This window comes from Achromobacter seleniivolatilans (genome assembly GCF_030864005.1).
Lineage (GTDB): Bacteria > Pseudomonadota > Gammaproteobacteria > Burkholderiales > Burkholderiaceae_B > Achromobacter > Achromobacter seleniivolatilans.
The window spans coordinates 5,341,579-5,363,024 of record NZ_CP132976.1 but is presented as its reverse complement, the minus strand read 5'-3'; the positions used below and the strand labels follow the sequence as shown (position 1 = coordinate 5,363,024).

General features: G+C 58.6%; 20 protein-coding genes and 2 pseudogenes. 9 read left to right on the top strand and 13 right to left on the bottom strand.

Going from position 1 to position 21,446, the window contains the following annotated elements; all coding sequences use genetic code 11:
• Positions 1–569 precede the first annotated feature (569 nt).
• From RAS12_RS24320 to RAS12_RS24310, 3 genes are read right to left on the bottom strand one after another with little or no spacing between them, the layout of a single operon-like run.
• Entirely contained in the window at positions 570–1,100 is a 531-nt protein-coding gene (locus RAS12_RS24320; protein ID WP_306942192.1) for a GNAT family N-acetyltransferase, read from the bottom strand.
• A gap of 23 nt (positions 1,101–1,123) precedes the next feature.
• Positions 1,124–1,663 (bottom strand): prolyl-tRNA synthetase associated domain-containing protein, encoded by a 540-nt coding sequence (locus tag RAS12_RS24315; RefSeq protein ID WP_306942190.1) that lies wholly within the window; start codon positions 1,661–1,663, stop codon positions 1,124–1,126.
• On the bottom strand, positions 1,660–2,868 hold the full coding sequence (locus RAS12_RS24310) for an MFS transporter (RefSeq protein WP_306942188.1): 1,209 nt from the start codon (positions 2,866–2,868) through the stop codon (positions 1,660–1,662). Before RAS12_RS24310 ends, RAS12_RS24315 begins: the two co-directional genes overlap by 4 nt.
• Positions 2,869–3,001: 133 nt before the next feature.
• Here RAS12_RS24310 and RAS12_RS24305 point away from each other — a divergent pair, with 133 nt between their 5' ends.
• The 4 genes from RAS12_RS24305 (at position 3,002) to chrA (ending at position 6,307) form a co-directional block, all read left to right on the top strand.
• Positions 3,002–3,925, top strand: a complete 924-nt coding sequence (locus RAS12_RS24305) for a LysR family transcriptional regulator (protein ID WP_306942186.1) — start codon at positions 3,002–3,004, stop codon at positions 3,923–3,925.
• Positions 3,926–3,966: 41 nt separating this feature from the next.
• The gene (locus tag RAS12_RS24300) at positions 3,967–4,611 is read left to right on the top strand and encodes a class I SAM-dependent methyltransferase (protein WP_306942184.1); all 645 of its coding nucleotides are present in this window, start codon (positions 3,967–3,969) and stop codon (positions 4,609–4,611) included.
• Between the two features lie 140 nt (positions 4,612–4,751).
• Positions 4,752–5,081 (top strand): PadR family transcriptional regulator, encoded by a 330-nt coding sequence (locus tag RAS12_RS24295; protein ID WP_442538726.1) that lies wholly within the window; start codon positions 4,752–4,754, stop codon positions 5,079–5,081.
• On the top strand, positions 5,078–6,307 hold the full coding sequence (gene chrA / locus RAS12_RS24290; RefSeq protein ID WP_306942182.1) for a chromate efflux transporter: 1,230 nt from the start codon (positions 5,078–5,080) through the stop codon (positions 6,305–6,307). The genes RAS12_RS24295 and chrA overlap by 4 nt, the downstream gene beginning before the upstream one ends.
• A gap of 348 nt (positions 6,308–6,655) precedes the next feature.
• On the opposite strand, the pseudogene RAS12_RS31135 reads toward chrA, so the two are convergent.
• The 5 genes and pseudogenes from RAS12_RS31135 to RAS12_RS24265 all read right to left on the bottom strand — a co-directional run.
• Positions 6,656–6,796: pseudogene (locus RAS12_RS31135) on the bottom strand (IS30 family transposase); the annotation flags it as partial.
• Positions 6,797–6,860: 64 nt separating this feature from the next.
• A complete protein-coding gene (locus tag RAS12_RS24280; protein ID WP_306942180.1) occupies positions 6,861–7,523 on the bottom strand; it encodes a DsbA family protein in 663 nt (220 codons plus the stop codon).
• Positions 7,524–7,970: a disulfide bond formation protein B gene (locus RAS12_RS24275; RefSeq protein WP_306942178.1), complete on the bottom strand. Its 447-nt coding sequence runs from the start codon at positions 7,968–7,970 to the stop codon at positions 7,524–7,526.
• A 43-nt stretch (positions 7,971–8,013) separates the two neighbouring features.
• Positions 8,014–8,427 (bottom strand): copper chaperone PCu(A)C, encoded by a 414-nt coding sequence (locus tag RAS12_RS24270; RefSeq protein WP_306942177.1) that lies wholly within the window; start codon positions 8,425–8,427, stop codon positions 8,014–8,016.
• A 148-nt stretch (positions 8,428–8,575) separates the two neighbouring features.
• Positions 8,576–10,702 (bottom strand): heavy metal translocating P-type ATPase, encoded by a 2,127-nt coding sequence (locus RAS12_RS24265; RefSeq protein ID WP_306942175.1) that lies wholly within the window; start codon positions 10,700–10,702, stop codon positions 8,576–8,578.
• Between the two features lie 68 nt (positions 10,703–10,770).
• Between RAS12_RS24265 and RAS12_RS24260 the strand changes: the two genes are divergently transcribed.
• The 5 genes and pseudogenes from RAS12_RS24260 to RAS12_RS24240 all read left to right on the top strand — a co-directional run bounded on the left by RAS12_RS24260 (position 10,771) and on the right by RAS12_RS24240 (position 14,974).
• A complete protein-coding gene (locus tag RAS12_RS24260; RefSeq protein ID WP_306942173.1) occupies positions 10,771–11,187 on the top strand; it encodes a MerR family transcriptional regulator in 417 nt (138 codons plus the stop codon).
• Positions 11,188–11,393: 206 nt separating this feature from the next.
• Positions 11,394–11,920: pseudogene (locus tag RAS12_RS24255) on the top strand (NAD(P)H-dependent oxidoreductase); the annotation flags it as partial.
• A gap of 335 nt (positions 11,921–12,255) precedes the next feature.
• Positions 12,256–13,254, top strand: a complete 999-nt coding sequence (locus RAS12_RS24250) for an arsenic resistance protein (RefSeq protein WP_306942170.1) — start codon at positions 12,256–12,258, stop codon at positions 13,252–13,254.
• Positions 13,255–13,529: 275 nt separating this feature from the next.
• Positions 13,530–13,808, top strand: coding sequence for a metal-sensing transcriptional repressor (locus tag RAS12_RS24245; RefSeq protein ID WP_306942168.1), 279 nt, complete (start codon positions 13,530–13,532; stop codon positions 13,806–13,808).
• Between the two features lie 11 nt (positions 13,809–13,819).
• The gene (locus RAS12_RS24240) at positions 13,820–14,974 is read left to right on the top strand and encodes a nickel/cobalt efflux transporter (RefSeq protein WP_306942166.1); all 1,155 of its coding nucleotides are present in this window, start codon (positions 13,820–13,822) and stop codon (positions 14,972–14,974) included.
• A gap of 346 nt (positions 14,975–15,320) precedes the next feature.
• On the opposite strand, the gene RAS12_RS24235 is transcribed toward RAS12_RS24240, so the two are convergent.
• The 5 genes from RAS12_RS24235 to RAS12_RS24215 all read right to left on the bottom strand — a co-directional run bounded on the left by RAS12_RS24235 (position 15,321) and on the right by RAS12_RS24215 (position 21,186).
• Entirely contained in the window at positions 15,321–15,875 is a 555-nt protein-coding gene (locus tag RAS12_RS24235) for a hypothetical protein (RefSeq protein ID WP_306942164.1), read from the bottom strand.
• Positions 15,876–15,908: 33 nt separating this feature from the next.
• Positions 15,909–16,436: an IncC plasmid conjugative DNA transfer DtrJ family protein gene (locus RAS12_RS24230; RefSeq protein ID WP_306951597.1), complete on the bottom strand. Its 528-nt coding sequence runs from the start codon at positions 16,434–16,436 to the stop codon at positions 15,909–15,911.
• Between the two features lie 160 nt (positions 16,437–16,596).
• Positions 16,597–18,714: a type IV conjugative transfer system coupling protein TraD gene (gene traD, locus RAS12_RS24225; RefSeq protein WP_306942162.1), complete on the bottom strand. Its 2,118-nt coding sequence runs from the start codon at positions 18,712–18,714 to the stop codon at positions 16,597–16,599.
• A gap of 2 nt (positions 18,715–18,716) precedes the next feature.
• Positions 18,717–20,603, bottom strand: coding sequence for a MobH family relaxase (gene mobH, locus RAS12_RS24220; protein WP_371321218.1), 1,887 nt, complete (start codon positions 20,601–20,603; stop codon positions 18,717–18,719).
• A 187-nt stretch (positions 20,604–20,790) separates the two neighbouring features.
• Positions 20,791–21,186 carry a hypothetical protein gene (locus RAS12_RS24215; RefSeq protein WP_306942158.1) on the bottom strand — a complete coding sequence of 132 codons (396 nt, stop codon included), beginning with the start codon at positions 21,184–21,186 and terminating at the stop codon, positions 20,791–20,793.
• Between the last annotated feature and the right edge of the window lie 260 nt (positions 21,187–21,446).

Sequence of the window (21,446 nt, the reverse complement as noted above, 5' to 3'; positions counted from 1 at the left end):
TCAGTACATTTGTCCGAGCAGAACTGAACAATCTCTTTAAGCGGGCGGCTGATACGGGACACGTACCGTCGTTGTCCGACACTGAGGTAGACGTCTTGGGAAACACTGTCATTGCGCTCTTGGCACATTACGCCGGACCGGCTGGCACCTCGGTTCCGTCCGAGCATCTGATTAGTATTTTCGATCATGTGCTGATGATGCTGATGGCCGGGGAACGTGCCTCGACATAGGCGGTATGTTCCCCGGCAGCTATTCGAGTTCGTGCCTTCGATCTGCAGGACCGCTTCGCGCGCAACATGAAGTCCGCACTTAGCGGACAGCCGATTATCCAAGGGGCCATTAGGCGGGACTCGTTGCGACGCTGTCGTTAGCGCGAGCACTTCCGAACGCCGGCTTTGGGTCGGGAGCGGTCTGTCGTCAAAGACCGCTCGCGGCCAGAAGCGGACTTCCCCAATTCGAAGGTTGATAGAAATAGTGCCGATAGACAGCCGTAGCGCGCCACATTCTGCGCGGGCTACGCGAACGAACGGCACGTATCTGATTGAAGCAATAGTGCTAACCGCGATAGTTCAGCCGTCTACCGGGTGACGTGGAGTATCGAGCAACATCTGGTAGAAATCCATGTCTAGCCAGCGCCCAAACTTGAATCCGACTTGCTCAATTGTCCCCACCTTCTTGAAGCCTAAGCGTTCGTGCAAAGAAATGCTGCCGACGTTCGCAGTGTCTATTGCACCAATCATGACATGTAGATCGTTGCCTCGGGCCGCTTGGACGAGCGACTGAAGCACCATCTTCCCAACGCCGCGCCCGCGATGCTCCGGGTGCACATAGACAGAATGCTCAACCGAATACTTCTTCGCGGGGTAGGGGCGGAAGGCGCCGTAACTACCGAACCCGACCAACGCTCCGTCGTCGCTTTCGACCCCGATCACCGGAAAGTTCTTCTCCCTCTTCGTAGCAAACCACAATTCCATCGTTTGCATCGTTCGCGGCTCGTATTCGTACAGCGAAGTGGTATTCGCGATGGTGTCGTTGTAAATATGCAGAATTTGGCTAGCGTGTCGTTCAAAGGTGCACGAGACCTTCGTGTAGGCGTTCATAGATTTCTAGGTCTTGATGATACTTACGAGTCTTCCGAAGTGTCGAAATCGACAAAAATTGCTTGGTGGCCACTGGCGCGAATGAACGCTAGCAACTGATTTGGACTAAGCGAAATACTTTCGTCGTTCACTAACGGGTGAAAATTAAGTTGGGCGCAGTCCAATAGTGCTGAATCGATAACAGGCCTAACGACGTGGGCCGAGTCGTTGATTAAGCCGAGCGGGGTCAGCGCACCGGGCCGAACGCCCAAATGCTCGGCAACACGATCTTCTGATGCGAAGCCCAATTGCCCCTTCCCGCCAACCCGCTTGTGGAGCGTCTTGAGATTGATAGATCTGTCTTCATGCGCCGAGACCAAAAAGTAGTTGCCTTTCTTGTCTTTCAACAAAAGGTTCTTTGTGAACGTACCGCGCATTGCCCCGCGAAGCGCTTTGCCCTCTTCAATCGAAGCATGGGATGGGTAGGGAACAACTTCACAACATATGCCTAATTCTTCGAGTTTGGCAAAGAGGCGGCTGCGGCTATCGCTGACGCACAACCCATCACTTGAAGGAAAGCTCATACCGATCCTTTCACCTGTTGGGCCCGCGCTTTGGCGGACGTGGAGAAGCCGTACCACAACAGAAGTACTGCGGCGACCGCCAACCAGGGCAAGAGCAGTTCGTTTAGCGCCTGCCATCCGAATCGCTTGAGCAAGCCTGCCGCGCTGAAAGAACAAGCAAGCCCCACAACAAAAATAGTCATGTCGTTCGTGGCTTGGGCGCGCCCTTTCTCTGACGGTGAGTAAGTTGTGGTGAGTAGCGTTGTGCCGCCGATGTAGAGGAAGTTCCACCCTACGCCGAGCAAAATGAGTGCGCTGGCAAAGGAATAAAAAGACGTGCCAGTCCAAGTCAGGAGAACATGCCCCACCAGCAACACGACACCCGCGAGCATGACGCGTATGACCCCGAATCGCGCAATGAGCGAGCCGGTGAAAAACGAAGGAAGAAACATGCCAAGAACGTGAAGTTGAATCACTGTCGTCGCGGTGGACAACTCATGATGGTGGTGCACCATGGCGAGCGGCGTCGCCGTCATGGCCAATATCATGACTCCGTACCCAGTGACAGCGCTGAACAACGCGACCAGGTACGACGGTTGTTTAACAATGGCAAGCCAACTGCGGCCCTGCGTAGGATCCACATGATCGACCCGCACGTTGGGCATGCGCAGAGCCGCTAACACACACGTAGCGACCAGGGAAACGGCAGCCAAAATGATGAAAGAGCCAGTGTAGACAGGTTGCAACATGGGCCCACCTACGCGGGCCAAGGTAGGCCCCAACAGAGCCGCCACGATTCCGCCACCCAAAACTAGAGAAATCGCGCGAGGACGAAACAGTTCGTCTGCCACCTCGCTCGCGGCAAACCGGTAGAACTGAGCGAAAGCCTGATAGGCGCCAACAAGGAACGTTCCTGCCGCCAGTACAGGCAGGGACGCTAGCCACACTCCAAGGGCGGCAAGAAGACCTCCAAGTATGCCGAGGGAGGACCCTGTCAGAAAGCCTCTCCGTCGACCGACCTTCGCCATCCAGCTCGAAGCTGGAAAAGTCATCACAGCAGTTCCCAGGAACATTGCCGCGATTGGCGTGGTGGCCAACTCGGGACTAGGCGCGACCAGCCCGCCGGCCAATCCTCCTACAGTCATCACAAGCACAGAAGCAGTCTGAAACAGAGCTTGGGCCGTCGCCAATATCGCAACCTGGCGGTGCATTGTGTGGCCGGTCATGATCCTAAATCCTTACAAGAAAATTAAACTTTGTCGACCGTGAGAGCACGGTCGCAAGGAGAGCTCGGCAGTTTCGCGCACTGGTGTATATTAATCAAATGAATAATAACGTCTCTTGATCTCAAAAAAAGTAATGGAAAGAATCCCTATAGACGTGCGGCATTTGCAGACATTGATCGCTTTGCGAGATAGCGGTAGCGTTTCACGGGCGGCGACGTGGCTGCGTCTAACGCAGGGCGCGCAGTCCCACCACATAAAGGCGCTAGAAGACTTCTATGGTCTACAGCTGTTCGTGCGCAAATCCTCGCCGGTGACGTTCACACCAGCTGGCAAACGCCTATTGGAAGCCGCTGACGCAGTGGTTCCGATCCTGCACCAGACCACTCGGGACCTTGCTCGGTTAGCCAAGGGCGCAACCGGCACACTTCGGATCGCTCTTGAGTGCCACACCTGCTTCGACTGGTTGATGCCGGCTGTAGATGCATTTCGCGCCCGGTGGCCAGAGGTCGAGGTTGACTTGGTGTCTGGCTATCAATCAGATCCTGTAGCGTTGCTCCACAAAGATCGAGCCGATGTAGCCCTGGTATCTTGCCAAGAGCCAGAAGCGGGCATTGACTTCCACCATCTGTTTCGATATCGACTGATGGCACTTGTGGCAAATGACCATCCACTCGCCCAGAAGAGTGTGTTGCAAGCCGCGGATTTTATCGACGAAACCCTCATTACCTATCCGGTCTCCGACGACGCTTTAGACATCATCCGCCAGTTGCTCAAGCCGGCAGGAATCGTGCCCAAGCGTCGCACCACCGAGCTTACGGTGGCAATATTGATGCTTGTTGCTACGAGCCGCGGCATCGCAGTGTTGCCTCGATGGGCGGTGCAAAGCTACCTTCAGAGACAGTACGTCACCGCAAGGCCGATAACGGAGGCAGGGCTAATTGCTGACGTCTGGGCCGCGACTCGCGCGCCAGATAGCGCTAAAGAGTATCTAGTCGACTTCGTCTCCTTGATCAGGGAAACGAGCGCCGCAACTTTGACGGACATCGTCTCGCCGTAGCAAAGGCGCCCGACCTAACAACACCTCCTCGGCGATCATTCATGGCAAACCCCTATTTGGAGAAGTCCCCCATGTCAAAAAAAACTCACTGGGAACATGTTCACCAAGTTAAAGGAAGCGACACGGCAAGTTGGTACACACCGCATCTCACACGGTCTTTGGGACTGATGAAGCAGACGGGACTTTCTGAAACCGCGGCAATCATTGATGTCGGAGCCGGGCAATCCACCTTGGTCGACGATATGTTGGACTTAGGCTACAAGGATCTATCCGTCTTGGACATTTCTGAGGCGGCGATCTCCGCGAGTGCCACTAGGATCGGGCGCCGAGCAGCAAATGTTCAATGGCTGGTCGGCGATGTCACGACGGTCGATCTCCCTGGTGGGCGATATGACATTTGGCATGACCGAGCGGTGTTTCACTTTCTGATGGAATCGAACGACCGGCGTGCTTATGTCGCCCAACTCACTCACGCGTTGAGGCCATCAGGTTTCGCCATAATCGCTACGTTCGGGCTGGAAGGGCCACTTAAGTGCAGCGGGCTGGACACGATGCGCTATGACGCCTCAAGCCTATCAAGCGAAATTGGGCCAGCCTTCGAGTTGGTCAAAAGTGTGTCTGAGATGCATGAAACTCCTTCTGGAGCGCGGCAGCAGTTCGAATATTGTTTATTCAGAATGCTGTAAGCAGCTTCGCCTTTGGGGCGGGAGCAGACGGCCGCGAAAGTCTGCACCTCGCCAACGGCAGCCCTTCCAGGAGGAACAACTGCACAGACTTTGATCGCTCACGCAAGTGTTATTATCGAATTTCGTTATCGAAAATCGATATGAAAGAGAGCTCAACACCTCGCGCAATGGAGCACCACGATCTGCTGTCGGGACTGATCCGCCTGCACGTTTTGCACCACGCAGCCGAGCAGGAAATCTATGGGCAGTGGATGATTGACGAGCTGGCCCACCACGGCTACCGGCTTTCTCCCGGAACGTTGTACCCGATGCTTCACAAGATGGAACGCGATGGCTACCTCATTTCGCGCCAGGAGCGCGACGGACGCACCATGCGCAAGCTTTACACGATCACGCCCAAGGGCAAGGAAGGCTTGGCGCTGGCCAAAGAACGCATCCGGGAGTTCACTGGGGAGGCAATGGACATATGACAGGCTCCGCCAACACCGTACAGCACGAAGCTGTATCTGCGCGCGGCTCAGCCGTTGAAGTCTTCGGCGCCTTCCTTAAGCTGGGACTGACCTCCTTCGGCGGACCGATCGCCCATCTGGGTTATTTCCGCTCGGAGTTTGTCGAGCGCCGCCGTTGGCTGGATGACCGCAGCTATTCCGATCTGGTCGCCTTGTGCCAATTTCTACCGGGTCCGGCAAGCAGCCAGGTGGGTATGGCGCTTGGGCTTGGCCGCGCCGGCTGGTTGGGGTTACTGGCGGCGTGGGCAGGGTTCACCTTGCCATCGGCCATCGCGCTAATCCTGTTCGCCTTTGGCATTGCCGAATACCAAGGACTGGCCCAGTCCGGGTGGGTACATGGTCTCAAGGTAGTCGCCTTAGCCATCGTGGCACAGGCTGTGTGGGGCATGGCCAAGTCGTTGTGCCCTGACCGGCCACGCGCTGCACTCGCCATTCTGGCAGCACTGCTGACCATGATCCTGCCCTCAGCAGCGGGACAAATTGCCGCGATCATGTTGGCAGGACTGCTCGGCTTGTGGACGCTGAAGATTTCACAACCTGGCGGAGGCCAAGCCCACAGTTTCCCTGTCTCGCGCAAACTGGGCTTTGTTGCGCTGCTGCTGTTTGCCACTCCGCTTGTCGTTCTGCCTCTGTGGGCTGCAGCCACGGGGTCGTCGACGATAGCTCTGCTGGAGGGGGTGTACCGCTCCGGTGCGCTGGTCTTCGGCGGTGGGCACGTTGTGCTGCCGCTGCTGCAAGCCACCGTGGTGCCCAGCGGCATCGTCAGCAACGCCGACTTCCTAGCTGGTTATGGCGCAGCGCAGGCCGTGCCAGGACCGCTGTTTACTTTTTCGGCCTATCTTGGGGCGGCTGCCCACGGCCCGCTGCATGGCTGGATTGGTGGGCTGGCTTTGCTGGGCACCATATTCCTCCCCGCCTTCCTCATGCTGGTGGGCGCATTGCCGTTCTGGGAAGGGCTTCGTCACCGCGCGGGTATTCAGACTGCCATGGCCGGCATCAACGCCGGCGTGGTTGGTATTCTGGTGTCGGCACTGTATGACCCGATGTGGACAAGCGCCATCCATGGCAAAGCGGACTTTGGGCTGGCGTTGGTCTCGTTCGGGCTCCTTATAGTGGGGCGCGTGCCGCCAGCGATTGTGGTGCTGTTAGCAGGCTTGGCGGGCTGGGTCATGGCGATGGGCATATGAAATTCATTTCACTGGAAAGTTCCAGCCAAACGGTGTCAGATCATGCCAAGGTCCGCTTTGGGTTGAAAGCTGCATCTAGCGGCGGCTATCGTTGAGGGCTACAGAGCTAGGTCAGTCAAGCCTTGGCACGTCGCCCTCGACGACTTTGGAATCCAGCTACGTTGGTTTCACGGGTTGGAAGAATTCTCTCCTTAGCGCAGTCCTCTCCTCCGCGGCACGCTTAAGCGGTGCCCTCATGGGCTATGCGAGATGCGGGATCGCCTGCACAATTGCTGCCAGCAACGTACGTTGACTGAGCTTTATCAGTCCACTCCGCAAGGGTTGATTTCGTGCGTATGCGTATTCGCATCGCGTCTGCCGCTCGATCAACGTCGCAATATGCCTGCGGCGGCTACCGAACAGCAAGCCGTCCTCGCAGGGCCGAGGAACAGCTCGATCTTTCGCTATGGCCGGGCGTTCGCTGATCGAACCAGCTTCAACTTTTCGTCCCTCTGCCCAACGCCTGGCGCGCTGCTTTCCACCTCTCTAATTCATTTGCGCAAATCCACGACAATTATTCCTTGCGAGTTTGCATCGCATACTCAATCGCCGAGGACAAGTCCTGGGGGCTTAGCTTCACCAGGCGTGCTCCGTTCACAAAGAACGTCGGAGTACCCTTGATGCCTACTGCATTCACGTCCGCCTCATCTGCCTTGATAAGTGCGCTAATTGCGGCATCATGCATCTCTGCTCGCGCCCGCGTCTCATCCAGCCCTGCACCTACTGCGGCGCGCCAGGCGGCGGTGACCGTCGGGTCATCATGCCAATCGGGTTGCGCTTCAAGTATCGCTTCCAATACCGGTTCGAAGAGACCTTGCCGGCGCGCGGCTTCAAGCATCCGAACCGTCTCTTCGGAGCCCTTGTGAAACAGCACATATCGCATCACTACCCGTACGTCGCTCGGATACTTGCTCAGGATCTGTTTGACATAGGGGTAGAAGGCGCGGCATCCCTCGCACGAAGGGTCGAAGAATTCCACCACGGTTACAGGGGCATCGAATCGCCCAATAACCGGGGAGTGAAATCGCACGAGCGTCGCGGCCGTGGGCGCACCCGCTCCCGCCTCCTGACCTGCCTGTGGCACTGGCTCAGTTGCCGGTCGCAAGAGGAACGCGAAGATCGTGAATACAACGATCGAGACGACACTGACGGATAAGACAAGAAGGCGTCGATTCATTTATTTGGTGTGATGACGAACAAAAAGTAGGGAAAGGACTATCACGGCAAACGCGGTCAGGGAAAGCAGCGGTAGAGGTACATAGCCAAAGATTGCCATCGCGGCCCCCGAGCAGGATGCCTCAGCCGAGCAGGCGACGATCTCAGGCTCGATCACGCGCCAGTACAACAAGGTGTGATAAGACGCGAAGGCAGCACCGACTACGCCCAGCGGCAAGGCATAGCGCCAGATGCCACAGTCGCCGCGATAGCAGGCAACCCCTAGCACCAGTACCAGAGGAAACATGAATATCCGCTGGTACCAGCACAACACGCACGGCGTCCTGCCCAGCACTTCCCCGATAAATACCGCCGATAGAGTTGCAACCAGCGCCGTTATCCACGCCAGAATCAACCAGGAGGCAGCACTTCGAGCGCGATGTCTCAATGGAGATGAAACACTAGTCACGGTAGGCTCCTATGCAAATCTTGGGAAGCTCGGAGTTGATTTGTCAATGAGCATGAGTAGTGTCATTCACACCGCTTTCGACGGGAGCCTTTAGCGACCCGATAGGTCCAGCTCGCAACTGAACGGTAATCTCGCCTGCTCGCTCAAATCTCAAAGTAACTGGAACGAGTTCGTCTTTGACGATAGGTTGCGTCAATCCAAGGAACATGAGGTGGACGCCACCAGGAGCCAAGACCACGTCCTTACCGGCGGGAATTTCCAGGCCGTTTTCCAGCCAGCGCATGCGAGCCATGCCGCCGGTGGTTTCGGACGCATGGATTTCGGTTTTCTCCGACAACGGCGAACTGGCGCCAATGAGGCGGTCCGGTTGCTTGCCGCTATTTACCACCGTCACATACCCGCCGCCGACCCGAATGCCGGGTGGTGTTGCGCGAGCCCAGGCTTCACGGACGGACACAGTCGCCGAATCCGCCGCTTGGACTGAGGGGACGACGGAGGTCAACAATGCGGCAATGGCGCAAATTCCGATTCGGGTCCTGATCAATGCTTCACCTTATTAGTTCGTAGTCGGTTGGGAGCAGCAGCTGTTCGGATAGAAAGCGGCATTAATCGCGCCCGCGATATCGCAATAAGCGCAGCGCGTTCGCCGTCACCAGAACCGTGGCCCCGGTATCCGCGAGGATCGCCATCCATAGCGTTGTGACGCCCAACACAGTCGTCACCAGGAAGATCGCCTTCAGGCCAAGCGCAAGTCCGATGTTCTGCCAGATATTGCCGAGCGTGATCCGGGATAAATCGATCAGGTTCACGATTCCCATCACCCGATTCTGAAGCAGTGCGGCGTCGGCGGTTTCCAGCGCAACGTCAGTTCCGCCGCCCATCGCGACGCCGACCGACGCGGTGGCTAGCGCGGGCGCATCATTGATCCCGTCGCCCACCATGGCCACATGGCCATCCCGTTTGAGCGCTTCGATAGCGGCCAGCTTCGCCTGAGGCAGCAGTTCAGCCTGCACGCTGACGCCCAGGACAGCCCCGATCGCGTCACCCGTGCGGCGGTTGTCGCCAGTCAGCATGACGGTCTGGACGCCCATGTCGAGCAAGCGCTTCAGCGCCTGGGCTGCGTCCGGGCGGGGTTCGTCGCGCAAGGCGATCAAGCCACTGATCCGCTTGCCGGCCAGCACCACGACCACCGTCTTTCCTTCCTGTTCGAGCTTGGAAATGGCCTGCGATACCGGTTCCTCGATGGGGGCAAGTTCTTGCGCATAGCGCGGCGATCCTACCGAGGCGAATCCCGATTTCAAGCGGGCGGTCACGGCCTTGCCCGGAATGGCGAGCGCCGCGCCGAAGCTTTGGGGCAACTCCAGGCCCCGCGCCTGCGCCGCTTCCACGATAGCCGCGCCCAAGGGATGGCTGGTCTTGCGCTCTACAGCGGCGGCCCGCGCTAGGACCTCATCCTCGGCCCCTTCGATGGCCACGATATCGGTGATGCGTGGACGGCCCTCGGTGAGCGTGCCCGTCTTGTCGAACGCCACGGTCTTGATCTTGCCCAGTGTTTCCAGCGCCGCCCCACCCTTCACCAGCAACCCCCGCCGGGCGCCAGCGGCGAGGCCCGAAGCGATCGCCGCTGGGGTGGAAATGACCAGGGCGCAGGGGCATGCGATCAGCAATGTTGCCAGGCCGCGGTAGATCCAGGTCATCCAGTCGCCGCCGAACAGCAATGGAGGAACAATAGCGATAAGCAGGGAAACCGCCATCGCCACCGGGGTGTAGACGCTGCTGAAGCGATCGATAAAGCGTGCCAGCGGAGCCTTGGACTCCTGCGCTTCCTCGACCATGTGGATGATGCGGGCGATGGTGTTGTCCGCCGCGGTCCGCAAGATCGACATGCGCAGCTCGCCGTTGCCGTTGATGCTGCCGGCGTAAAGGTTCGCGCCAGGCTCCTTGGCAACGGGCACTGACTCTCCAGTGATCGGTGCCTCGTTTACCTCGGAAATACCCTCAAGCACGGCTCCGTCCGAGGGAACCCGGTCGCCGGGCCTGACGATTGCGACATCACCCACTGCCAGTTGTTCCACTGCCACGGTTTCCAGCTTGCCGTCCTGCTCGCGGAGCGCCTGCCTCGGCGCAAGATCCATGAGCGCCTTGATTGCCGAGCGAGCGCGGCCAGCGGCCACAGTCTCCAGCAATTCCCCGACCGCAAACAGGAATATCACCACTGCGGCCTCTTCAGCCGCGCCGATCACAAGCGCGCCAATGGCGGCCACCGACATCAGGGTTTCAATGCTGAACGGCGTGCCTGTCGTGGCGCTGGCGTAAGCCCGACGGACAACGGGCACGATGCTTAGGATGGCGGCCGCTGAATAGGCCCAGCGCTCGAACTGCGGCGCGAAATGCGCCGCAACGAATGCGATGGCGAACGCGATCCCCGTCATCCACACCAGCCTGGCCTTTTTCCCACGCCAGAACGGCAGCGCATCCCGTTCGGTGGCGGTTGCCGCTGTTGCGGCCGCGTCGTGGCCGATGGGCGTGAATCCCAGCGCTCGGATCTGCGCTTCGATCTTTTGCTGGCTGCTGCGGTCCTCGTCATACGACAACGCCAGACTCTCTTGTCCATAGCTGACGTTGATGTCGGTGACACCAGGAAGGCGCTTCATGGCGTTTTCGATCTTGACCGCGCAAGCGCCGCAATCCATCCCCTCTATTCGTAATTTCAGGGCCTTGTTTGTGGACATAGCTGGACTCGACATGAATTAGGCGATGGGCGTACCATAAACCCCGTAGTGACTACAGAGTCAAACTTATGAGCACACGTCCGCTGACCATTGGTGTTCTTGCACGGGCAACCGGCACGAATATTGAAACCATCCGCTATTACGAGCGCGAAGGATTGCTACCGCGGCCCGAGCGCACTCAGGGCAACTATCGAGCCTACGAACCCAGCCACCTGCAACGGCTGGCATTCATTCGGAGATCGCGCGACCTGGGGTTCTCTTTGCCCCAAGTGCGGGCGTTGCTATCGCTTTCGGATGACAAGTCACGCTCATGCGCTGCCATTGATGAAATTGCGATGGAGCACCGCAAGGCTGTCGAGCAGAAAATTCGCGACCTTCGTGCCTTGAAATCCGAACTCGACCATCTCATTGATCAGTGCAGTTGCGGCACGGTAGCCGAGTGCCGCATCATCGAGTCGCTGTCGCCTGCTACGCTCGCTAGCTAGCCGCCGCAAGTTCGAGTTCGTCCTTGCCATGCCGATATAGCGCCGGCGACGACGAGAGGGTCTGGATCGTAGATAACATGTCTGGTCGTTGCCTAGCAGTTCCAGCCAATGGTGTTTATCGATGCCGAGCGTGAATTCCACACATTTGTTCCTTTGCCTCCGGAGCCCGGAACCAGCCTAGGTACAGATTCTCCAAAGCTTCCGCCATCCTTAATCCGTCCGCCTTGCCACTGGTCGACGACTACCGTGTCGACAACACCAAAGTCCGCGAGCTGAATGAGCGAGTTCAATGGTCGGAAGGCATGATGTGGAGCTCGCCGGAGCGCCATGGCGCCATGGCGCCATGACCGGTCTGATGAAGACTCAGATCGACTGGATCCCCTTGTCCCTGGGGACTGTGCGCCAGACTCAGAGCAAAGCGCTGGCCGTCATGCACGTATCCGGAGGTTCGCAGCTCTTCAATGCGGTGCACCAGAGGCGGGTATCGGGCCGATGGATGCGAATACTGACTATACCCAGGCAATCGTCCGTAGCTAAGGCTTACCTGGAGTTCGATCATGCGAGGCGGATCAAGCCCTCGCCCTGCTAAGACCGCGTGGTTGATGTCGTCGAGGAGCTGATGAAGTTCATCTTGCTCGCTCGAGATGTCGCGCCCTACCTCGTGGACCGCTTCAGCGAACGCAAGGGAACCGCCGAGGCCCTGTCGCACCGAATGCAGCTAGCCGCCATCTAGACTTCGAGATGACGCCCACAGGTTGCAAAAAAGCGTTTGCGAATGATGTCGCTGACAGTCCTTTTTCGCTGAGTGCTTTTGGGGTGGAGCTGGGAAGAGATTGGGGTGGATTTGATAATCGTTCCGGTATATTGCGATTTTTGGTGCGTTGCGATACGGGGACTAGGATGGGGTGGATTTACTTGGTATTGGCGGCCGTCGCGGAGGTGTATGGATCGCTTTTCCTAGGAGATGATCGCAGTTTCATGCGACTGATGTGCTTCGTGCTGATCATCCCCGGAATCGTCGAACACAAGCTGTTAGCGCCAGCGAATGCCTGAGGGGAGCCTTTACAGATGAGTTCCGCAAACCTTCGTGACTTACTGGAAACCAGGCAGATTTCCGTCTACTTTGTGGCGGTGTCGGCGGCATTTGTCACAGCATTCTTTCTGCCCGCCACGCGCGGCCTAGCCGTCGCCATCGAACCCCTACTGGCTTTGATGCTGTTTGTGACTTTTTTGCAGGTCCCAATGGGCGAGCTTCGCCAGGCCATGACGAATGTCCGGTTTGTGGGGGCATTAATCACCGCCAACTTTGTCGCAATTCCTGTACTGGTAGCGATTCTCTTGCCGTGGTTACCTGGGGAGTCACTCATCCGGATCGGCTTCTTGCTGGTCGTGCTAACGCCCTGCATTGACTATGTAGTGACCTTTGCACATCTGGGACGCGCGGATGCCCGGGCGCTTTTGGCCGCGACACCAATTCTCTTGGTCGGCCAGATGCTACTGCTTCCCCTGTATCTGCAACTGTTTTTGGGTGGAGAGACGAGCCAGCTTGTGAGTTGGGAGCCGTTCATTTATGCCTTTGTCTGGTTGATCGCCGTTCCGTTGGTGCTTGCCGCGGCTTGCCAAGCCTGGGCCACCCGGAGCAACGTCGGTAGCAAAGTCACCGAGGTGCTTGGGTTGCTACCCGTCCCCGCAACCGCTGCTGTATTGGCCGTCGTCGTGGCCGCTGTCACGCCGGAATTGGGGCAAGCGCTCATTCCTGTTGGGCAAGTAGTTCCGCTCTACATTGCATTCGCGCTACTGAGCCCAGTCGTAGGTTGGATTGTCGCGAGGGCGTGGCGCCTGCCAGCCGCGCAACGTCTCGCCGTCGGGTTTAGCGCGGCGACACGAAATTCACTCGTGGTATTGCCCTTGGCGTTAGCTATCCCTGGAGCCATACCGATCCTGCCAGCAGTCATCGTCACCCAGACACTGATCGAGCTTGTCGCCGAACTTGTGTATGTCAAATTCGCTAGGCGCGCATGCAACAACAATCTATTGGGTCCTAAGCCAGCTGGGCGGGGGGAGTGACGACCTTTTGGGATCTGGATCTGTCGGTCATCAAGGACGGCTCGAGGCTACAAGGGAACGCCAAATCGGTGCATGCTGGGCGCCTCCCGCTTTAGGAAACGTCGGTCGATCCTTGTCGGCGCCCTGAAACTGGAGTGACAGATTTGGCGATGCCATAGTATCGCTCTGAGCCTGCGTGGTGGCTTTAGGGCCCCCGCAACAGCAGTTTCCCGCTTGCCCTGATTGGCGACATGGTCTCTTGCGTAATATCCCCCGGGGGAGGATATGATTTCCGCATGACTAAACCAGATCCCCACCATCATCACGACGCCGTAGCCAAACGTCTCAAGCGGGCGGAAGGGCATTTGCGCAGCATTCTGTCGATGATGGAAGAACACCGCCCCTGCCTTGAGCTGGCTCAGCAGCTGCACGCGGTCGAGCGTGCCATTTCCCAGGCCAAGAAGATCCTCATTCAAGACCATATCGACCACTGCCTACAGGATGCGGTAGGCGAGCTGGACGCGGATAGGCAGCGCGCGATCGACGAGTTCAAAGAAATAACCAAATACCTCTAAGAACGCTATCCATGTTGTCGTTTTCTGATCTGATCGCCCAGGGTTCGTCGCACGCCTGGCTGTTTATTCCGAGTGCCATTCTGCTGGGCGCTCTGCACGGGCTGGAGCCCGGCCATTCCAAGACGATGATGGCTGCGTTCATCGTCGCGATCCGGGGATCGGTGTGGCAGGCGATGCTGCTAGGCATTACCGCGACCATTTCGCACACCCTGATCGTGTGGGGGATCGGCCTGGGCGGCATGTATCTTTGGCGTGGAGTGGCGGCGGAGGAACTGGAGCCGTACTTCCAGCTGGCGTCCGGGGTGATCATCGGGCTGATCGCGGCATGGATGCTCTGGCGGACGTGGCGGGACCAGCGTAATGCGGACCATGGCAACCATCACCTTGATCACAATCAAAACCACGGGCATGGGGGCCATTCCCATGCGGTGGAGCGGCACGAAATTGATACCGGGCACGGCATAGTCGCGCTAGAAGTGTACGAAGACGGCGTTCCACCGCGTTGGCGATTGACCAGCATGCGGGGCGGGAACTGGCAAGCGCAGGACGTTTCTGTGACGACCGAACGGATCGATGGGGCGCGCCACGAATTCCGTTTCGCGCAGAAGAACGGCTATCTGGAGTCGTTTGAGGACATTCCTGAACCACACGAGTTCATGGCGCGCCTTACCCTGGGCCACGGCGGGCATGTCCACAGTTATGACATCGCATTCATGGAGCCGGATGAGCATCAGCATGACCACCTGCACGAAGAGATGCGAGGACTGGATGTGGCGGGTGAGGGATACCAGGATGCTCACCAGCTAGCGCATGCCAATGACATCCGCCGGCGTTTCACGAACCGGAATGTGACCAACTGGCAGATCGCCCTGTTCGGCCTAACCGGCGGGCTGATCCCTTGCCCCGCAGCGATTACCGTGCTTTTGTTATGCCTCCAACTCAAGGAGTTCGCGCTGGGTGCCGTCCTGGTGCTGTGCTTCTCGATTGGGCTGGCCCTCACGCTAGTGACGGTCGGAGCTGTGGCGGCACTAAGCGTCCGCCAAGTCAACAAACGTGCGCCGTGGCTTAACGCGGTTGCCCAACGAGCGCCGTATCTCTCCAGCCTGCTGATCATTGCCGTGGGCATCTATGTGGGGATGACTGGATGGCTTGGCATCCGCGGCTAATGATCTTTGCCAGCAGTGGCGACACTCGAACGGCAAGGTGCTAGGTCACAAGTGCGAGGCCCCTATAACCTCCTCGACAATGAGTTCTCCGAAGTTGCTCCGCTCAGAGCGCGGCGTCTAAGCTCAGTGAGTACTTTAGGTCGACAGCGGCCAAATGCGCCGCTGCGGCGCATTGTAGGCAGCGGGGCGAGTATTTCGCGCGGGACTAGGACGAAGAAGGTTGCGAAAAAAGTGTGCCACTATAGACCGGGCGCGGTGAGAGACGATTGATCGCCGTTGGCAAGGGAAACCCGATACTTGCCGAGACCTACTTATCTACCGTTTTCACGTCAGTCCCCTCATATTGTCAATGTGGGAGACCTCGACGCGACTCGTCCTGGTCTGAAGTCGATGCCGGGCCTACATGGATCGAGAACGGCAACGGCCGCCCCGTTGCCGCGAGCGTGAGGAGCAGATCGATCTGTTGCGCGTCCTGGTCACCCAACACTTCCATCAATTGCACGCACCGCTGAACGATGTGCATTCGGCGCTGCAGCTTGCGATGCATAGCCTTTACGGCCTGGATACTGCGCTGGGGCTCGCCGGCGTCAACCGAACGCATGCCGTCCAAGAGATCCCATTCCTGTTGCCGCAGAGGGATGCGGTGGGGCGTATTCCGCGCGGTGCCGACGGTCTCGTTTTGATCGAACGCTTGCTCCGGCGGCAGGGAACCACCGACGGAAAGCATGCCCATGGCAATTGCAAAGAGTCCCGACCGCCGCTCAACTTCCAATCCGATAGTGCGACCTGGCCGGCCGTTCTCCTTCCTCTCTCGCACCCGAATTTCGACATGATGACTGCTCGGTCGGCCTTCGATACATAGAAAAACCTGACCGACAGCAACGCTCATGATTTCTTTCATTAATTCGTCCTGACCGCCATAGGCGTTTTTGACTTATAGATACTTCTTAAAGTACTTGGCCATGACCCAAACGAGGACTGCTCCTCCCGCTGCAACGGGAAGGAAGAACATGGCCAGGGACATCGGTGCCGGCACGATGAGCCATACCACCGCCACCATCGGAATGATTCCCCGATTCAGCAGACGCTTGGCGCGTGTGTGTCGTGTTGCCGATTCATGCCCCCCGCATTCCCGCCGCACATAACGCGCCACCAGGCCATCCGTCAGAGCGAGCGCTAGCAGCAGGGCCAGCGCCGGCAGCGCGCTAAAAAGCAACAGCAACCGCACACCAAGCAGCTCCACAGCATGCATAGTTACGAGAACTAGCTCGCGCCCCTGTCCTCGGGTCGACCTCTGCACAGCGCCTCCCAGGAGACTGGGCGGGGAGGTACTGGTCTCGTCAGACAACGCCGCCGCCACCCCGGGCCAGCCAAACACCAAAGCCCGAGATATGCCCGCTACATCGTCAGCAACCCTTCTATTGGGCGCTTGGTCGAGATAGTGTTCGACCAGGTCGCTCATATACTTTGACGGGGCCCGGTCGGTCTGGAAGCCGGCGGCAACCGTAAGGGATGCCACAACGGACAGGAACATCACCACGATGAGCCAAACGGAAAAATGAAGCGCGGCGTGTATCGGCCAGAAGAATCCTCGAACAGCATCCTCCCCGGAAGCTTTGTCCCTAGAAGCCACGGCCGGCCCCCTCCACTGTCACATTGGACGACACCCCACCAGTTCGCTGCAGATCGTTTGAAGAAGAGCCTTCAAAGTCCTGCATGCCGATGACGCGGCCCGCGTCCGCGGCGTCCGCGTATGCCTGGTACGTCGAGCGCATACTTTTGACGACGGCGGCTAAGCCCGTTGGCATCAGCGGATCTGCGTCTTTGCTTGCCAACGGCAAACGCAGTTTGACCAACTGGCCGCCCTCAATGAGCGCGAACGCTTGCCCCTTGGGTAGCTGCACCAGGTCCGAGGGATCAACCAACGCCACCTCACGCGCCGAGTACTTATCTTGCGTCCGAGACGTGAAATCCGTTACGCCGTCGTCTGTCCCATCCCCAGTTGCGGAGTCCAGTTGGCGCGTATACACCTGCACCTTCGGCAGTTGATCGGTGAGAATTTCAGCTGTTGGCAGGTTTTTCACGCGCATCATCACCAGCGTGTTGAAGTTGCCGAAGATCTGATCTGCCTTGGCCTTCGAGCCAATTCGAGACTCGACGTCCGAACCGGTCTGGGTGTACGCGGTCACCTGGTAGCCGGCACCGCCTGCCTTGTTCACCATGGGAATGAACTCGTCGCCGACAAGCTCATTGAACTCGTCGGCGTGAATGCACACGTTGCGCTTTTTGCCAGGCGTCGTCTGCCCGTATCCCGACCCAAACTTGTAAAGGCGCCCAGCCGTTGATGTCAGATCTGCGAACATCGAATTGCCGACTGCACCAGCGACCTCGAAATCGCTCAAGGCGTCTAGGCCCACATACACAATGCCTCCCGTGTCGATGACCTTCTGCCAGTCGAACACCGTGCGGGGATCCGTAGGATCGGAATAGTCCGGCGACAACAGCTTCGAAACTGGCCCAGTTGTTAGCTTCTCCAGTAGTGGATACAGGGAAGAAACCAGCTTCTCGAAATACGAACGATCATTCGTAAGAACGCTGGCGAGACCATCCGCAATCTGGTCATGCCAGCCCTTATCCCGAATCAGCTTCAGAATCTGCAACGGGTACATCGCCCGCCCTGTCTTTTGAGCCTGCGCTTGGAGCTGCTTGTCCGGCTCCGACATCTCGTCACGCCAGCCGGAATGGTCTCGGTCGAGCCAGTATTCGAAGTACTTCAGACAGAGGTCGTCAATGTTGACGGCGTTCTGGTAGATGACCTCGTAGCTGGGCTTCATTCCAAGCGCGACCATCGCGCGCGCCATCACGTTGATATAACGCCACACGAACTCTCTGAACGCCGCAGCCTGGCCCTCCGAGGGCAATTGCCCAGCAAGCCGAGTCGCCACTTCGGTAATCCGCGAGAACGTCGCGATGGGCGAATACCTCGATGACGCATCGGGGTAGCCCAAATGGAAGAAGTGGAAATCCTTCTCCCGGCCTGCACGGCACGCCTCTGCATACATTCGAAGGAGTAGCTCGACATCCCCTTTGGGATCAAAAACCACGACGACGTCGCCGCGGCGGATATCCTGCGTGACCAACAGTTCACATAGCCGAGTCTTGCCCACGCGCGTTGTTCCAAGCACCAACGTGTGGCCGACTCGCTCGCCAAGGCTGGACCACATATCCCGCTCGTCGGGCTCTACGCCGTGAATTGCAGGGTCTCCGCCTACCGGAGGCAGCGGTTTGGCCGGGTTCCACCACGCGTCCCTTCTGAGCAGATTCGCAAGCCATCCGGGATGCTGGCGCTCCACTCGACGGGCCCACTGGTACAGCTCATTCCTCGCAGTCAGGTGCTTGTACTGAGGGAGGCGAGCAATGTGAAGCCGCTGCGTGTGCTCTTGCGTCCAATAGAAGCCCTTTCCTAGAAACAACTCCCTCGACGAACAAGGTATCTCATTGGCAGTTAGCGAGTACGTCGGCAACCGTCGCAGATTGCGTTGAAAGCGGATTAGGCGCCTCGCCTGCCGAGCTCTGATCGCCGCGAGCGAGAGCAGACCTGCGCTTAGTATCCCTCCCGTGGCAGGCGTGACAAGGAAAAGACCCTGGTAAATCCATAGGGCGCCGACGGATGCAAGAGCGGCGATTGAAGAAACCGCTTCATACGGTCGCCGGAACAGGTTTTCGTATGGATGTGCCATGATTAAGCGCTCGGCCCCGTGGAAGCCGGCTTCAACAATTGGTTAGGTGATGGGACTGGTTGAAAGAAGCGCTCGGGCCCGGCCACCAGGATGCCGGTTAACTGTTTTCCGCCTGGTCCGCTCACGTTGTACCGATGTAAGAATGAGCCGGCTGCGCTCTTCTGCGCGTAGTCGGATTTCTGAAACTGCTGTTGCAGTACGCGCCATCGCTCCTTGCTCGCTCCGCCATCTGCTGGCGCTGGCAGGTCAATCCTGGTCTCGAAGTTGTCCGCGTAATCCTTGAAGATCTTCGGAGAGACGAGCAGCATGCCCTCATCGCAGAAGTGCACCGCTGCGTTCGCCTCGTTGTACGGTAGCGATCCAGCGCTAACGCCCATCTGAATCCAAGCCATGAATCGCTCAACATTTGCCTTTTTCGCTGGCATGGCGGGCAGCACTGAGGCGGCTGGCGCAGCCCTGACACGCGGCGCCATTGGCGCACTCATCAATTGGGGTGCTTCAACTTCAATGGGCTGCACCAGCTCCGGCAGTGCGCTATCGACAGCGTCAAGGTAGCCGTCGTCTAGCTCAAGAGGATTGGTATCCGTCAACATATGACCTTCCTGCACCAATCCTAATTCGTCTGGCTCATGATCCCCAATGGGTGGGAGATCCACGACGCAGGGGACCGCTTCGGGCTCGCCCGAGGTCGCGAGCGCGAAATCCTCGGGGAATCCGTCGTTCGCCACTTCCGCCGGCGTGGGCTCAAGGTCGGCCCGCAGAGTCGCCGGCTCGGACGCCGAAGGCAACTCGCCGTTTCGCTCCAATCCGCCCGCGTTGGCTCCGGCTTTTGCGTCGACCACGGAAATTGCACCAGGCGGTAATGCTGCTGGGTAATGAGATGAGTCCTGGAACAATATGAAGAGAGGAAATCTGAGCACGGTAAGCCGCTGGGACCACGTGCCAATGACAATTTTTATCGTCCAGATGGCTGCGCCAGCCTCGTTAGATATTGCTGCGCCATACTCCTGCCATGTGTCGAACAAACGCGAGTTGTCCTCAGGAACCCCTGCAGCGCCAGGTCTGCGCTGCTCAGTTTGCGCCAGATGATCTCTGACCAGCTTGGCAATTGATCCAGAAACGCACCAGAGCGATTCGCCATCGCAAAAACCAACTGCGCCAGCCCGATTCAAGGATACGGACCCCTCGGCCAAGACGCGGCGAAGTCCCGCCATAAGGCGCTCGATCAGCGGGACCGCCCTAGCGCTCGCAAAACGAGTTCTTGGACCAGTGGCCAGGTTGCTTGCCACAGACTGTTTGTCCGCTCGGCCAACAAGCTCACCAATCACGCCCTTCCGCTGCTCTCCACCGAGGTAGTCAAAAAGCTCTTCCATGAGCGGAGGATGCTCCCCGATCCAGGCTAACGCCTGCCCAGGGGCCAGTGTGCGCAACAACGGCAAGCTCAGGCGCTCATGCTTGCGATAGTCCTTATGGTCCGGGAAATGAACTACATACCATTCGCCGCCCTGCTCCTGCATCGTGCCGCCCAACGGCACCCACGGCTTTGCAGATCCCGCCGCCGTATGCACTTGGACCAAGACGTCCGTGACCGGCTTACCGATGTCGTGCAACAAGCTCGCAACTAGCACCGCGTAGGTGTACCTAGCGGCGAGCCGTGTCTGCTCTTCTGGCGCCACACCCATAGGTAGTTTGTAGGCATCGCGAAAGTGCAGCGCGTGCGCGGCAACCTCAAGCAGATGCACCAAGAGACCGCCGGGTTGCGCATGATGATGCGATTCGGACGCGGGCAACAACTGGACGAACTCCGCGAATGCGTCCAGCAGCGGTTGCACGTCCCGCGAGAAGTTTTCAGGCGTGAAGCCCATGCGCTGGCGGATTTGTTCCAGCAAGGGCGCCGCCCCTACAACGTCGAACAAGCGCCGCGCGGGCATTACCTCCAGGTGTCGCGAGCTGGGCGCCGGGTGGCGCGCAGATTCGACTGCGGGATGGTCACCAGCATCTGCTTTCGAGCGTGGCGGCCTTCGCAGCCACCATAACGCACCGGCGGCTGCTCCAGCGCACGCGAGCAGTACCAGGTCAGACTCGGTCGTCAGCACGGTCTGCACTCTCAAACTGAACCAGTGCCGCCGCCAAGTAGCCCCGAACATAGCTGCGCCAAGCGTCCGCACCCACCTCCGACGCATACACCACGACGAGCGTGACCGACGCGGCTTGGAAGTCGGTAAAGCGTTCAGCGAGAGGGTCCCATTGGCTCTTTGAGTCGATGGTGGCCGCCCGCCAGCGCGTACACGGAAGGTCAACCAGCCATTCGACAAAGCAGATCGGGCTGCTAAACGGGCCAGGAAGGCGCTTCAGTTGCTGGCACGCCATGTCGTAGAGCTCAGCACCGCCCTCCCCACCAGTGGCGGTTTGCCACCCGTCGAAGCGTCCGAGCCAGATCAACGCGACGGCGCGCTGCGGTCCACTGCACACGCGACCAAGTTCTCGCTGCATCTCCGCTTTTGCCTTATCTGGCAAAGGCATCGCCTGTGGCGGCCAGGTAGGGCGAGCGGTGGAATGCCTGAGGTAGTTCATGGGTGTCGGCAGGAGGGAAAATACGACAAGCCTCGCCGCCAGTAGACATTCAGGTCAACGTTGAAACAGGAGGGCCCGCAGTCGTAACGACGTACAACGCATTGACAAACGCATGCTTCCCAAACGCGTGACGACAGAGGCGCCGAGCACCAGCCCTT

Bases quoted from the DNA above. Each gene is read 5' to 3' on its own strand.
- RAS12_RS24250 (WP_306942170.1), top strand. From the start codon at position 12,256: ATGAGTTCCGCAAACCTTCGTGACTTACTGGAAACCAGGCAGATTTCC.
- RAS12_RS24305 (WP_306942186.1), top strand. From the start codon at position 3,002: ATGGAAAGAATCCCTATAGACGTGCGGCATTTGCAGACATTGATCGCT.
- RAS12_RS24315 (WP_306942190.1), bottom strand. From the start codon at position 1,663: ATGAGCTTTCCTTCAAGTGATGGGTTGTGCGTCAGCGATAGCCGCAGC.
- RAS12_RS24280 (WP_306942180.1), bottom strand. From the start codon at position 7,523: ATGAATCGACGCCTTCTTGTCTTATCCGTCAGTGTCGTCTCGATCGTT.
- RAS12_RS24240 (WP_306942166.1), top strand. From the start codon at position 13,820: ATGTTGTCGTTTTCTGATCTGATCGCCCAGGGTTCGTCGCACGCCTGG.
- RAS12_RS24300 (WP_306942184.1), top strand. From the start codon at position 3,967: ATGGCAAACCCCTATTTGGAGAAGTCCCCCATGTCAAAAAAAACTCAC.
- RAS12_RS24310 (WP_306942188.1), bottom strand. From the start codon at position 2,868: ATGACCGGCCACACAATGCACCGCCAGGTTGCGATATTGGCGACGGCC.
- RAS12_RS24235 (WP_306942164.1), bottom strand. From the start codon at position 15,875: ATGAAAGAAATCATGAGCGTTGCTGTCGGTCAGGTTTTTCTATGTATC.
- RAS12_RS24260 (WP_306942173.1), top strand. From the start codon at position 10,771: ATGAGCACACGTCCGCTGACCATTGGTGTTCTTGCACGGGCAACCGGC.
- chrA (WP_306942182.1), top strand. From the start codon at position 5,078: ATGACAGGCTCCGCCAACACCGTACAGCACGAAGCTGTATCTGCGCGC.
- RAS12_RS24265 (WP_306942175.1), bottom strand. From the start codon at position 10,702: ATGTCCACAAACAAGGCCCTGAAATTACGAATAGAGGGGATGGATTGC.
- traD (WP_306942162.1), bottom strand. From the start codon at position 18,714: ATGGCACATCCATACGAAAACCTGTTCCGGCGACCGTATGAAGCGGTT.
- RAS12_RS24320 (WP_306942192.1), bottom strand. From the start codon at position 1,100: ATGAACGCCTACACGAAGGTCTCGTGCACCTTTGAACGACACGCTAGC.
- RAS12_RS24230 (WP_306951597.1), bottom strand. From the start codon at position 16,436: ATGAGCGACCTGGTCGAACACTATCTCGACCAAGCGCCCAATAGAAGG.
- RAS12_RS24245 (WP_306942168.1), top strand. From the start codon at position 13,530: ATGACTAAACCAGATCCCCACCATCATCACGACGCCGTAGCCAAACGT.
- RAS12_RS24295 (WP_442538726.1), top strand. From the start codon at position 4,752: ATGAAAGAGAGCTCAACACCTCGCGCAATGGAGCACCACGATCTGCTG.